Origin of the sequence: Halomonas sp. DP4Y7-1, assembly GCF_019800705.1 — a bacterium.
GTDB lineage: Bacteria > Pseudomonadota > Gammaproteobacteria > Pseudomonadales > Halomonadaceae > Halomonas > Halomonas litopenaei_A.
Map to the genome: position 1 here is coordinate 104,482 of NZ_JAHVKS010000002.1, position 12,773 is coordinate 117,254.

Consider the following 12,773-nt stretch of genomic DNA (forward strand, 5'->3'; position numbering starts at 1 on the left):
TTTTCGAGGAGTCGCCAGATGTCACATCTCAGCCCCCCGCGCGACCCCCAGGTGGCGTCGCAATCTCCCTCTCGCACCCTGCCCAGTGCCAGCATTCCCTCTGCTGGCCGTCTGCTTCTCGGGGTGCTGGGGATGGCCAGCCTTGGCCTGTTGCTGGCGGCTTGCCAGCCCAGCGAGGGCCAGTCGAACCAGAATGCCTCAGGCGCGGCCAGCGAGGCCCCCGCCGTCGAAGTCGTCGAGGCCGTGCGCCAGCCGGTCTCGAACTGGTATCGCTACACCACGCGCCTCGAGGCACCGGAGCGGGTCACCCTGCGTCCCCGGGTGACCGGCCAGGTCGCCGACATTCTGTTCGAGGAAGGCAGCCTGGTCGAACAGGGACAGCCCTTGGTGCGCCTGGACCTAGCCCCCTTCGAGGCACGTGTGCGTGAGCTGGAAGCCCAGCTCGCCCGAGGCAAGGCAGAGCAGGCCCGGGCCAACGGCGAGGCCAATCGCGCCAATCAGCTGGTTGGCCGCAACCTGATGGCCCGCGAGGAAGCCGAGGCACGCCGGGCAGGCGCCCAGGCCCAGGGTGCGCAGGTCGCGTCCCTGCAGGCCCAGCTCGACAGCGCGCGTCTGGACCTGGCACACGCCGAGGTCACCGCGCCGATCAGTGGGCGCGTCTCGCGTGCCGACCTGACCGTGGGCAACGTGGTCAGCGCCGGGCAAAGCGTGTTGACCACGATTGTCAGCACCGACCAGGTCGACGCCTACTTCGATATCGATGAACGCACCTGGAATCGCGACTTCGCGGCGGTGACAGCCGACCAGGGCTGGCCGGTGGAGCTGCAGCTCGCTGGCCAGGATGAGTTTGCCTTCGAGGGCCAGCTCGACTTCATCGACAACCAGGTGGATGAAGCCACCGGCACCCTGCGAGTGCGTGCCCGCTTCGATGCGGCGCATCCGTCCCTGCGTCCCGGCGCCTTTGCCAGGGTGAGACTCGCCGCTGCACGTGACCGCGAGGGTGTGCTGGTGCCCGACCGTGCCATCGGCACCGACCTGGACGCCAACTTTGTGCTGGTGGCTGGCGATGACGGCACCCTTGCCTATCGCAAGGTGACCACCGGTGCCCGTTTCGGCGCTTGGCGCGAGATCACCGAAGGCCTGGAGGGTGGCGAGCCGGTGGTCGCGGCAGGACCGTCGAAGTTTGGCCCCGGCATGGCGGTGTCTCCCCAGGTCATCGACGGGCCGGACCGCTCCACGCTGGAACAGCTGCGCCAGCGCACCGAGCGCCTGGCCCAGCGGCTGGGCGGTTCGTCCGGCGAGATTGCGGACACACAGCCAGCGCCGAGCGACGAGGGCCCTGCTGACGCGCTTGCCGCGGACAGTGCCGCGGGCGGCGACGAAGCACAGGAGCGTTCATGAATCTGTCGAGTTTCTTCATTCGCCGTCCGGTGTTCGCGGCGGTCCTGTCGATACTGATCGTGGTGGCCGGAAGCCTGGCGCTGGTCAAGCTGCCGATCTCGGAGTATCCCGAGGTGGTGCCGCCCACGGTCGTGGTCAAGGCCAACTATCCAGGCGCCAACCCTGAAGTCATCGCCAAGACCGTGGCGACTCCTCTGGAGCAGGAAATCACCGGGGTGGAGGGAATGCTGTACATGGATTCCCAGTCCACCGCCGATGGCAACCTGACGCTGACCGTGACCTTCGCTCTCGGCACCGACCTGGACCAGGCCCAGGTCAACGTCCAGAACCGTGTTGCCCGCGCCACTCCCCGCCTGCCCCAGGAGGTTCAGGCCCTGGGGGTGACGACCGAGAAGTCGTCTCCCAACCTGACGATGGTGGTCCACCTGACCTCACCCGACGGTCGCTACGATCAGCTGTGGCTGTCGAACTTCGCACGGCTGAACCTGCAGGACGATATCGCTCGCCTCGATGGTGTCGGTGATGTGCAGCTGTTCGGCGCCGGCGAATATGCCATGCGGGTGTGGCTGGATCCTGACGCGGTGGCTTCCCGTGGCCTCAGCGCCAGCGATGTGGTGGCCGCCCTGCGCGAGCAGAACCAGCAGGTTGCGGCGGGTAGCCTGGGCGCACAACCGGCGCCCAGCGAGAGCCAGTTCCAGCGCCTGCTCAACGTCAAGGGACGGCTGTCGTCACCGGAGGAATTTCGCGACATCGTGATCCGCGTGGACGACGATGGCCGCATTACGCGCCTGGGTGACGTGGCGCGGGTCGAGCTGGGGGCTGACCAGTATGCCCTGCGCGCTCAGCTCGATGGCAAAGACGCGGTCGCCATGCCGGTCTTCCAGCGCCCCGGCTCCAATGCCATTGCGCTGTCCGATGGCGTGCGCGACTACATGTCCGAGGCGGCCAAGGCCTTCCCCGATGGCGTGGGTTACGACATCGTCTATGACCCCACCGTCTTCGTGCGCGGCTCCATCGAGGCGGTGGTCCACACCCTGCTCGAGGCGGTGCTGCTGGTGGTGGTCGTGGTCGTGCTGTTCCTGCAGACCTGGCGCGCCTCCCTGATCCCGTTGATCGCGGTACCGGTCTCGCTGATCGGCACCTTTGCGGTGATGCAGTTGATCGGGGTATCGATCAACACCCTGTCGCTGTTCGGACTAGTGCTTGCCATCGGCATCGTGGTGGATGACGCCATCGTCGTGGTGGAGAACGTGGAGCGTAACATCGAGCTCGGCCACTCCCCCTACGAGGCGACCCAGATCGCCATGCGTGAAGTGACCGGTCCGATCATTGCCATCGCCCTGGTACTGACCGCCGTGTTCGTGCCGACCGCGTTCATCAGCGGTCTGACGGGCCAGTTCTACCAGCAGTTCGCCCTGACCATCACCATCTCGACGCTGATCTCGGCCTTCAACTCGTTGACCCTGTCACCGGCGCTGTCGGCCCTGTTGCTCAAGCCGCATGGGGCGAAGCCGGACTGGCTGACCCGGGTGATCGATGGCCTGTTTGGACGCTGGCTGTTCGCCCCGTTCAACCGTGCCTTTGCCGCCATGTCGCGGGGCTATACAGGTCTGATTCGCCGCCTGCTGCGCTTCGGTCTGATCGTCGGCCTCGGTTATCTGGCGCTGCTCGGTCTGACCGGCAAGCTGTTCCAGGAAGTGCCGGGCGGCTTTATCCCCTCCCAGGACAAGCAGTATCTGGTGGCGATGGCCCAGCTGCCGGACGCGGCAAGCCTTGAGCGCACCAGTGAGGTCATCAGCGAAATGCAGGAGATTGCGCTGTCGACCCCGGGTGTCGCCCATACCGTGGCCTTCCCTGGGCTATCGGTGAACGGCTTCGTCAATGCCTCGAATTCGGGCATCGTGTTCACCCCGCTGGATGCGTTCGAGGATCGCCAGTCGCCGGAGCTGTCTGCCAGCGCCATTGCGGCTCGCTTGAACGCCCAGTTCAGCCAGATCGACGAGGCCTATGTGGCGGTCTTCCCGCCGCCGCCGATTCTGGGACTTGGCACTACAGGTGGCTTCAAGTTGCAGCTGCAGGACCGCGGCAACGTGGGGTTCACCGGCCTGTTCGACGCTACCCAGGCAGTCGTGGCAGCGGCCAACCAGGACCCACGCTTGGCCGGCGTGTACTCCAGCTATCGGATACAGGTACCGCAATTTGACGTGGAGGTGGACCGCGAGCAGGCGTTGGTGATGAATGTCTCGCTGGATGCGGTATTCGACACCCTGCAGATCTATCTGGGCTCGCTCTACGTCAATGACATCAACCGCTTTGGCCGCACCTATCAGGTACGCGCCCAGGCCGATGCCGAATATCGCCTGGATGCCGAGGCCATTCGTCAGCTCAAGGTGCGCAGCAACGACGGTCGGATGATCCCGCTGGGCAGCTTCGTCGACGTCAGCCCCACCACGGGACCTGACCGGGTGATGCACTACAACACCTTCGTCAGCGCTGATATCAACGGCTCACCCGCGCCCGGCATGTCCAGCGATCAGGCCAAGCAGGCCATCGAGGAAGTGCTGGCCGACACCTTGCCTTCCGGTGTGGACTACGAGTGGACCGAGGTGACCTATCAGCAGGTGCTGGCAGGTAACACCATGATCTACGTCTTCCCGCTGGTGGTGCTGCTGGTGTTCCTGGTGCTGGCGGCCCAGTACGAGAGCTGGTCACTGCCCTTCTCGATCATCCTGATCGTGCCGATGACACTGCTGTCTGCCATGGCCGGGGTGTGGCTGACCGGGGGAGACAACAACATCTTCACCCGTATCGGACTCATCGTGCTGGTGGCGCTGGCCTGCAAGAACGCGATTTTGCTGGTGGAGTTTGCCAGGGAACAGCAGGACCAGGGGCAGTCGCGCCTCGACGCCGTGCTGACCGCTTGCCGCCTGCGCCTTCGTCCGATCCTGATGACCTCGGTGGCCTTCACCGCGGGTGTTATCCCGCTGATGCTGGCTAGCGGCGCCGGCAGCGAGATGCGTCAGGCCATGGGCGTGGCGGTGTTCTACGGGATGATTGGCGTCACCGTCTTCGGCCTGCTGCTGACTCCGCTGTTCTACGTTGGCGTGCGCCGCATGGTGGAACGCAAGCGCGCCAACGCTGGCCCCAGCGCTCCCGCACTGGAGGGCGATGCCCCTCATCAGTGACCGCGCGCAGTGCGCGAGCACTGCAACGAGTTCCAATGCTGTTTCGATGACAGCCCTCTTGCCCCGGCCTACCCCAGCCGGGGCTTTTTTTGGTCCATCGCCGACCAGCGGTAAACAGGTAAGGCTTGAGACAAGGGGAACACAGAACTGGCGGCGCGCCCACGAAAGCCCATGCCGGCCACCTCGGCGAGGCGGCCCACAAAGGATGAATCAGGAAGACCGGCTCAGGAAGACTGAATCAGGAAGGATAGATCAGTGCGGACGATCCTGGCGCAGGGCTTCAATGGCATCGGACATATCCTCGGCGAGGGCGTGCACCGCAGCGCTGTCGACATCACGCTGAGCAAAGGCCCGCAGCCCCATCACTTCGGCCTGCATCCGGCGGCCGAGGCGCACCGGATCAGCCCCAGCGGGAAGCTCCTGGGCATCACGCGCTGCTTCAAAACGTTCGACAAAGCGCTGCTCCATCGCCACCAGCAGGGTCTCCGCCTTGGACAACGCCACCTGTTCACGCTCGCCCAGCTCCAGCAGACTCTTCATCAACATGCAGGCGCGGCTGGGCACTTCGCTGTCACGCAGGCCTCCCAGCTTGCGCAAATAGGCGGCAAGCCCGGACAGCGGTGACGGGTGCTCGGCCATGATGCGTTCCAGCTCTACTAGGGCCAGACGGGCATAGCGTTCAAGGGCTTCCTGAAACAGCGCATCCTTGCTGCCAAAGGTGGCGTAGATGCTGCCAGGACGCATGTCGAGCACCCGTTCCAGATCCTTGAGCGAAGTCGCATGAAAGCCTTTCTGCCAGAACAGGTGCAGCGCTCGTTCCAGTGAGTCCTGGCGATTATGCAGTGTGGCTCGCGGCATGGTGAATCCGATGTTCCCGGTCAGTGGCTGACCTTCAGAAAATTGAGTGTTCGCTCAAATTTTATCTTGAGTGATCGCTCAGGTATAGCTAGAGTATGCCGGAACGGCTTTCAGCACGGTCTGCTGGCGGCCAATTTTGAGCAATCGCTCAACAAAACGGACTCAATGGCTCGTGCAACGCTTTAGGCTGCCACGGCCTGCGCCCTGACCACAGACGCCATCACACAGGAGGCAACATGACTCGCTTCACTCTCCATGACAAGCAAAGTGCCCCAGCCGACAGCCAGGCACTGCTCGACAACTCCGTCAAGGCGTTCGGCATGGTCCCCAACCTGCATGCGGTCATGGCCGAGGCGCCGGGCCTGCTGGAAGGCTACCAGCAGCTGCACCAGCTGTTCCTGGACTCCAGTTTCGATGCGGACGAAACCACCGTGGTGTGGCAAACCATCAACGTGGAGCACAACTGCCACTACTGTGTGCCGGCACACACCGCCATCGCCAAGCAAATGGGCGTGGACGACGCGGTCAGCGATGCCCTGCGCAACGAGACCCCGCTGCCCAACGAGCGCCTCGAAGCCCTTCGCACCTTCACCCTGAGCATGGTACGCGAGCGCGGTTTCGTGGATGCCGATGCGGTCCAGGCCTTCCTGGATGCCGGCTACACCAAGCGCCAGGTACTCGAGGTCGTGCTAGCACTGTCACAGAAGGTGATGAGCAACTACACCAACCACCTGGCCGACACTCCAGTAGACGAACCCTTCGCCAAGTTTGACTGGCACAAGGCAAAGTAAGTCGTGACTGGGCAATGGGCCACCCTGCGATGCCCCCTTTGGCCCATTGCCCATCACACTGCCCTCCTCGCCATCTGTGCTGCTCTCAAGGACCGATCGTCCATGATGCAGATCGCGCCTGAAACCGATAGCTTAGAGAAGAGACAGCTGAGGAATAGCGAGTCAAGGCAAGCTCGTCCATTGCAAGGAGGTGATATGAGTGATCACGCAATTCCCAAGGTGCTGGTCTTCGACGTCAACGAGACGCTGCTCGACCTGACCCACCTTGAGCCACTGTTCGAGCGGCTGTTCGACGACCCTGGAATGCTGAGGGAGTGGTTTGCCCAGCTGATCCTTTACTCACAGACCATGACCCTGTCGGGGCTCTACACCCCGTTTGGACAGCTCGGCGCAGGCGCGCTGCGGATGACAGCCGATATCCATGACATCGCCCTTGAGCAAAGCGATATCGATGAGCTGGCATCTCGCATCGGCTCCATGCCCGCACATCCGGATGTGGCCCCAGCGCTTGAACGGCTGAAGGCAGCAGGCTTCCGCCTGGTGACCCTGACCAACTCTGCCCCGGGCGCCTCACCGTCGCCACTGGAAAGGGCCGGGCTGAGCGACTATTTCGAGCGCAGCTTCAGTGTCGAGCCGGTCAGGCAATTCAAGCCCGCCGCATCCACCTATGCTCAAGTCGCCCAGGAGATGCAGGCCGAAGGGCATGAACTGTGCCTGATAGCGTGCCATTTGTGGGACACCATTGGCGCCCAGGCATGCGGCTGGCAAGGGGCACTGGTCCTGCGTCCCTACAACGCTCTGCTACCGGCGCAGAACGTCCCGATGCCTGACTATATCACCGATAACCTGTCACAACTGGCAGATCAATTGATTACTTAACCCTATGTTATATATTGGTTTCTAATTCCAAGCAGTAGCAGGACAGGGCGGTCTCACTGAGTAAGTGCAATAGTCACTACACCGACGATTTGCTCCACCGCACGTTACGCGAACGATGCATCTGTAGCTGAAAAGACTTAAGGGTTTGCGCTGGCGTCGCCCGACGACTTCAGCGCTTCTCTCATTCAGCGCCTCTCTCATTCAGTTCTTCTCTAGGCACCAGCGATAACCTGGCGAATTGATAGACGGCTATCGACAGGCGGCTATCAACAGAGCGATCAGGTCATATGTGACAATTGTCACCTCAAGATACCGAGACTGACTTTTTCTTTTGCCTGGTCTTGCCAGATCTTCACGCTTTTCATCTCTCTCGTTTTTTCTTGCGCTGTTGCCCCCTCTTTCTATCTCCCCTCTTCCTCTCCCGTGGCGCCTCTTACAGTGCCTCGCTTCTCCGGGCGCTCGTTCAGAATGCGCTGCGACATCTGGTCAACCACTCACTGCAAGATGCACCCAACCGCAGGTGTCCTTAGGAGCATTAGCGGCACTTACAATAAACCTACAAAGTGACAATGCCGTCGATCTCGTCAGTAAATACCGGGAAATAATAGGGTTAACCAACGAATCGGAGTCATTCTCACCTGTTGCCGTAGCGGAGATCTGGCTCAGCCGAGGTTTTCAGCACATAAACTCAGCGAACGTTATCTATACTCGGCCTGGGAACAAATAAGAACCCATCGCTAGATTTCGTGATTCAGAGCAAGCGCTATCGTCAGGGAGACGTCAAGGTGTTCAAAAATCCTAAGTTGCCAACAGGCTCGGCCCACTGGTGCCACTGGCTGACAGCCAGTCTGGCGCTGTCCATGTCGGCCTCTGCCCTCGCCCAGGACGACAGTGCGTCACAGGAACAGGACTCCGAGAGTTCGGGCAAGCCGAACATTCTGGTGCTGTGGGGTGACGACATTGGCCAGTCCAACATTTCCGCCTTTACCCACGGACTGGTGGGCTACCAGACCCCCAACATCGACCGCATTGCCGACGAAGGCATGATGTTCACCGACTACTACGGTGAGCAGTCCTGTACCGCCGGCCGCTCCTCGTTCATCACCGGGCAAAGTGTGTTCCGCACGGGTCTGTCCAAGGTGGGCCTGCCGGGTGCCGAACAGGGTATCAGCGAAGAAGATCCGACCATCGCTGCCATGCTCAAGGCAGAAGGCTATGCCACCGGTCAGTTCGGCAAGAACCACCTGGGTGATCGCGACGAGCACCTGCCCACCAACCACGGCTTTGATGAGTTCTTCGGCAACCTCTACCACCTGAATGCCGAGGAAGAGCCGGAACACCCCGACTATCCTGGCGATCTGGAAATGGCAGACGGTCGCACCTTCCGTGAGACCTATGGTCCCCGCGGCGTGATCAAGTCCACCGCCGATGGTCAGATCGAAGACACTGGTCCGCTGACCAAACAGCGCATGGAAACCGTCGACGACGAGACCTCCGCTGCGGCACTGGACTTCATCGAGCGCAAGACCGCTGAAGGCACCCCGTGGTTTGTATGGTGGAATGCCACGCGCATGCACTTCCGTACCCACGTCAAGGACGAGCTGCGCGGCGTCTCCGGCCAGAACGAATACGCCGACGGCATGGTCGAGCACGACATGCATATCGGCCAGTTCCTCGAAAAACTGGACGAGCTGGACATCGCCGACAACACCATCGTGTTCTACTCCACCGACAACGGGCCGCACATGAACACCTGGCCTGATGCGGGCATGACCCCGTTCCGTGGTGAGAAGAACACCAACTGGGAAGGCGGCTGGCGTGTTCCGGCCATGGTGCGCTGGCCGGGCCACATCGAGGAGGGCGCGATTTCCAATGAAATCATGCATCACATGGACTGGATGCCCACCCTGCTGGCGGCGGTCGGCAACGACACCGTCAAGGAAGACCTGATGGAAGGTGGCGTCGAAGCCATCGGCCGGGAGTACAACGTTCACCTGGACGGCTACAACTTCCTGCCGCTGCTGACCGGCGAGACAGAAGAAGGTCCACGCAACGAGGTGTTCTACTTCTCGGACGACGGTGACCTGACCGCCCTGCGCTACGACGACTGGAAGCTGGTGTTCATGGAGCAGCGTGTTGAGGGCACCTTCGAAGTCTGGGCCAACCCATTCACACCGCTGCGCGTGCCGCTGATGTTCAACCTGCGCCGCGATCCCTATGAGCGTTCACAGCTGACGTCCAACACCTACTATGACTGGCTGCTGGAGCACTCCTTCCTGCTGGTGCCGGCCCAGGCCTACGTGGGTACCTTCCTCGAGACCTTCAAGGACTTCCCGCCCCGCATGAAGGCGGCAAGCTTCAGTCTCGACCAGGTCATGGAGGCCCTCGAGCAACCCGCCAGCGTTCAGTAACGCTGCATTGCCAGGATACAGGCCGCTCCCCAGGGAGCGGCCTGTTGCGTCATGACAACCGATCGCACCAGCGACCTGCCCTTCATCGAGGATGCTTCGCCATGAAAAGCTTCATTACCACACGCGTGCTGCCTGCCTTGCTGGTGGCCGCCCTTCCGGCACTGGCTCAGGCGGATCCGCTGCCGTCCTGGAATGCGGGTCACAACAAGAGCGCTATCGTCGACTTTGTCGAGGCCGTCAGCGATCCCACCAGCGACGACTTCGTGCCGCAACAGCAGCGCATCGCGGTATTCGATAACGACGGCACCCTTTGGGGCGAACAGCCCGCCTACTTTCAGCTGATGTACGCGCTGGATCGCGCCAGCGAGGCAGAGCCGGAACAGCTGACCAGCGAGCTGCACCAGGCCGCAGCCGAGGGCGATATCGAGACCGTTCTGGAAGCCGGCGAAGAAGGCATTCAAGCGCTGCTGTCCTTGTCCCACCAAGACGTCTCCCTCGACGAGTTCGAGGAAGATGTGTCCGACTGGCTGACCAACGCCACCCACCCGGACACCGGTCGCTTCTACGCCGACATGATCTACCAGCCCATGCTGGAACTGTTGAGCTACCTGCGTGACAGCGGCTTCTCCACCTATATCGTCTCCGGCGGCGGACTCCACTTCATCCGCACCTTCGCCGAGGACGTCTACGGCGTCCCCCCGCAGAATGTCATCGGCAGCACAGGGGGCCTGGAAGTCAAGGATCTGGACAGCGACCCCAGCCTGTACAAGCAAGAGGGTGATACCTGGATCAACGATGGTCCTCTGAAAATCGTGTCGATCGAGCGTCATATCGGCCAGCGTCCGATCATGGCGGTGGGCAACTCCGACGGCGACGTGCCGATGCTGATCTGGACGACCCAGGGAGATGGTCCGCGTATGGGCGTGCTGGTCCACCACACCGACGCCGAGCGCGAAGTGGCCTACGACAGGGACAGCCATATCGGTCGCCTGGCCGACGGCCTGGACCAGGCAGAAGACCGCGGCTGGCAGCTCATCGATATGGCCAGCGACTGGCAGCGGGTCTACCCGCAAGCGCCGTAAGCGCCGTAAGCGCCGTAAGCGCCAGTACCACGATTAAACACGTCATCCGTCGGTTCAACCAAACGACGGATGACGTGATGCACAGTCCGTATGTCTTGCGCCGTCGACCACTTTGCTCTAACATGCGCCCCCTCTTGACGTCACCACTCGTGTGACAACTGCGCGCCCGTAGCTCAGCTGGATAGAGTACCTGACTACGAATCAGGTGGTCGGAGGTTCGAATCCTCCCGGGCGCGCCACTTTTTTACTTCTCCCTTATTTACTGCTCCCTTATCCCTCCTGCCATCTGCTCCGACCCCGGCGTCTTTTCTCCTGCACCTTTTCCCGAACCGTTCTCCTGCGCCTTTCTCTTAACCGTTATCCTGCTTCTGTCTCGTGCCCCAACGGGAACCGAAACAACACCGAGAGAAAGCCGAGAAAACTCGGAAACGTCGCGCCAATATTGATGTACATCATTTGAGCCTCTAGCCCGGCCCGTGACAGCAAGAAAACTTACATTTTGCTACCAAAAAAGACATTCCCATTATTTACCGCTATCGAAGATAACCACGGCGAACGTGTCGATAAACATGCGACAACGTGCGACATGTCGAAAACTCCCTCGGCAGGAGCCACGGATATCTCTCCCCTCTGACGTAATGACGTCAGCTCGGACCCTCTTATACTGCGACAGGCAGTCGACAGGATATGACGCGTCATAGTAGTTACCAGGGTAAATATAGGCCCGACAATAGTCCCGACACGAGGCATACTGAATCATTCTTCAGGTCGCGATGCTTCGCTCACCGGGATCAATAACGACGATAAAACGAGATGTTAGCGACACATCTGAACAGTAGCCTCAAGCTCGCTGATAACGCACTTTCTGACGTGCGGTAATCATCGCCATGCGAGGCCAAGCGGTGTCGGCATCCACGATGGCCATATCGATGTGGTCGCGGAACGTGACCACTGTCTCAAGGATACGAGCACATGGGCGCAGCCAGTTACCTGCGGCAGGACCCTCTTCATACAAGCGCAGACGGTGATATCGCCTGCGCTCGGCAAAGCCTGTTCGGGCATCGCTACAACATGGTCTCGACGAGGCCGCTGCACGCCATTGGCAAGTGGTCGACATGGCCACGGACTGGCAAACCATCTACCCGGAGGTTCCATGAGTCTGCTTGAGGATATTCGGGGGCTCGAAGCCGCCGTTGGAGAGTCCATCGTTGGCCAGCGCGAGGTGATCCGACGCCTGCTGATCGGCCTGCTGGCGGGGGGCAACCTGCTGATCGAGGGACTGCCAGGCCTGGCCAAGACCCGCGCGGTCAAGGCCATGGCGCGCAACCTGGAGGCTGACTTCAGCCGTATTCAGTTCACGCCGGACCTGTTGCCCTCCGACGTGACCGGCAGCGAGATCTATCATCAGAGCGAGCAAGGCTCGGTGTTCCGCTTTCAGCCGGGGCCACTGTTCGCCAACCTGGTGCTGGCAGATGAGATCAACCGGGCCCCAGCCAAGGTGCAGTCCGCCCTGCTGGAAGCCATGGAAGAGCGGCAGGTGACGGTGGCGGGCAAGACGCACCTGATGCCGGAGCTGTTCATGGTGCTGGCGACCCAGAACCCCATCGAACAGGAAGGCACCTACCCGCTGCCCGAAGCGCAGATGGATCGCTTCATGATGCACGTGCGGGTGGACTACCCGAGCCGCGAGGAGGAAGTCGACGTCATCCGGCTGGTGCGCCAGGAAGAGCAGGCCAAGGCCGCCAGGGATGCCGCAGCGGAAGGTGATCGCGCCGTGGCGGCGACTCCGGCGCCGCTGGCCCAGTCAGCCATCTTCGCCGCGCGCCGCGAGATCGCCATGCTGCATGTGGCCGAGGCCATGGAGCAGTACATGGCGACGCTGGTAGATGCCACCCGCCACCCCGCCGATTTCAGCGAGGAGTTGGGCCGCGCCATTGAACTGGGTGCGAGTCCACGCGCGTCACTTGCCCTCGATCGCTGCGCGCGCACCCACGCCTGGCTCGAGGGGCGCGACTATGTGGATCCCCAGGACGTGCAGCAGGTGGCTCCCGATGTGCTGCGCCATCGAATTGCACTGAGCTTCGAGGCCCAAGGACAGGGCATGACCAGCGATGACGCCATCGCCACCCTGCTGGGCTGCGTCGCGCTGCCCTGAACCGTCCAAGG

At 61.8% G+C, this 12,773-nt stretch carries 8 protein-coding genes and 1 tRNA gene; 8 read left to right on the plus strand and 1 reads right to left on the minus strand.

Annotated features, from left to right (window positions below; translation table 11 throughout):
* The first annotated feature begins 18 nt into the window (after nucleotides 1–18).
* Both KUV72_RS04055 and KUV72_RS04060 read left to right on the plus strand, forming a co-directional pair.
* Entirely contained in the window at nucleotides 19–1,401 is a 1,383-nt protein-coding gene (locus KUV72_RS04055; protein WP_206941063.1) for an efflux RND transporter periplasmic adaptor subunit, read from the plus strand.
* Nucleotides 1,398–4,586, plus strand: coding sequence for an efflux RND transporter permease subunit (locus tag KUV72_RS04060; protein WP_222237535.1), 3,189 nt, complete (start codon nucleotides 1,398–1,400; stop codon nucleotides 4,584–4,586). Before KUV72_RS04055 ends, KUV72_RS04060 begins: the two co-directional genes overlap by 4 nt.
* Before the next feature lie 252 nt (nucleotides 4,587–4,838).
* Here the strand turns inward: KUV72_RS04060 and KUV72_RS04065 are convergent, their stop codons facing one another.
* On the minus strand, nucleotides 4,839–5,444 hold the full coding sequence (locus tag KUV72_RS04065) for a TetR/AcrR family transcriptional regulator (protein WP_222237536.1): 606 nt from the start codon (nucleotides 5,442–5,444) through the stop codon (nucleotides 4,839–4,841).
* A gap of 236 nt (nucleotides 5,445–5,680) precedes the next feature.
* On the opposite strand from KUV72_RS04065, the gene KUV72_RS04070 reads away from it, so the two are divergent.
* The 6 genes from KUV72_RS04070 to KUV72_RS04095 all read left to right on the plus strand — a co-directional run bounded on the left by KUV72_RS04070 (nucleotide 5,681) and on the right by KUV72_RS04095 (nucleotide 12,762).
* Nucleotides 5,681–6,235, plus strand: a complete 555-nt coding sequence (locus KUV72_RS04070) for a carboxymuconolactone decarboxylase family protein (protein ID WP_206941068.1) — start codon at nucleotides 5,681–5,683, stop codon at nucleotides 6,233–6,235.
* Nucleotides 6,236–6,430: 195 nt separating this feature from the next.
* The gene (locus KUV72_RS04075) at nucleotides 6,431–7,114 is read left to right on the plus strand and encodes a haloacid dehalogenase type II (protein WP_222237537.1); all 684 of its coding nucleotides are present in this window, start codon (nucleotides 6,431–6,433) and stop codon (nucleotides 7,112–7,114) included.
* 860 nt (nucleotides 7,115–7,974) lie between these two features.
* Nucleotides 7,975–9,525, plus strand: a complete 1,551-nt coding sequence (locus tag KUV72_RS04080; RefSeq protein ID WP_222237538.1) for an arylsulfatase — start codon at nucleotides 7,975–7,977, stop codon at nucleotides 9,523–9,525.
* A gap of 101 nt (nucleotides 9,526–9,626) precedes the next feature.
* Nucleotides 9,627–10,607, plus strand: a complete 981-nt coding sequence (locus tag KUV72_RS04085; protein WP_222237539.1) for an HAD family hydrolase — start codon at nucleotides 9,627–9,629, stop codon at nucleotides 10,605–10,607.
* 162 nt (nucleotides 10,608–10,769) lie between these two features.
* Nucleotides 10,770–10,846: transfer RNA gene (locus tag KUV72_RS04090), tRNA-Arg, on the plus strand.
* Between the two features lie 914 nt (nucleotides 10,847–11,760).
* Nucleotides 11,761–12,762, plus strand: coding sequence for an AAA family ATPase (locus KUV72_RS04095; RefSeq protein ID WP_222237540.1), 1,002 nt, complete (start codon nucleotides 11,761–11,763; stop codon nucleotides 12,760–12,762).
* Nucleotides 12,763–12,773 lie beyond the last annotated feature (11 nt).

Excerpts from the sequence above, each read along its gene's own strand:
- KUV72_RS04055 (WP_206941063.1), top strand. The coding sequence starts at position 19 with ATGTCACATCTCAGCCCCCCGCGCGACCCCCAGGTGGCGTCGCAATCT.
- KUV72_RS04060 (WP_222237535.1), top strand. The coding sequence starts at position 1,398 with ATGAATCTGTCGAGTTTCTTCATTCGCCGTCCGGTGTTCGCGGCGGTC.
- KUV72_RS04065 (WP_222237536.1), bottom strand. The coding sequence starts at position 5,444 with ATGCCGCGAGCCACACTGCATAATCGCCAGGACTCACTGGAACGAGCG.
- KUV72_RS04070 (WP_206941068.1), top strand. The coding sequence starts at position 5,681 with ATGACTCGCTTCACTCTCCATGACAAGCAAAGTGCCCCAGCCGACAGC.
- KUV72_RS04075 (WP_222237537.1), top strand. The coding sequence starts at position 6,431 with ATGAGTGATCACGCAATTCCCAAGGTGCTGGTCTTCGACGTCAACGAG.
- KUV72_RS04080 (WP_222237538.1), top strand. The coding sequence starts at position 7,975 with ATGTCGGCCTCTGCCCTCGCCCAGGACGACAGTGCGTCACAGGAACAG.
- KUV72_RS04085 (WP_222237539.1), top strand. The coding sequence starts at position 9,627 with ATGAAAAGCTTCATTACCACACGCGTGCTGCCTGCCTTGCTGGTGGCC.
- KUV72_RS04095 (WP_222237540.1), top strand. The coding sequence starts at position 11,761 with ATGAGTCTGCTTGAGGATATTCGGGGGCTCGAAGCCGCCGTTGGAGAG.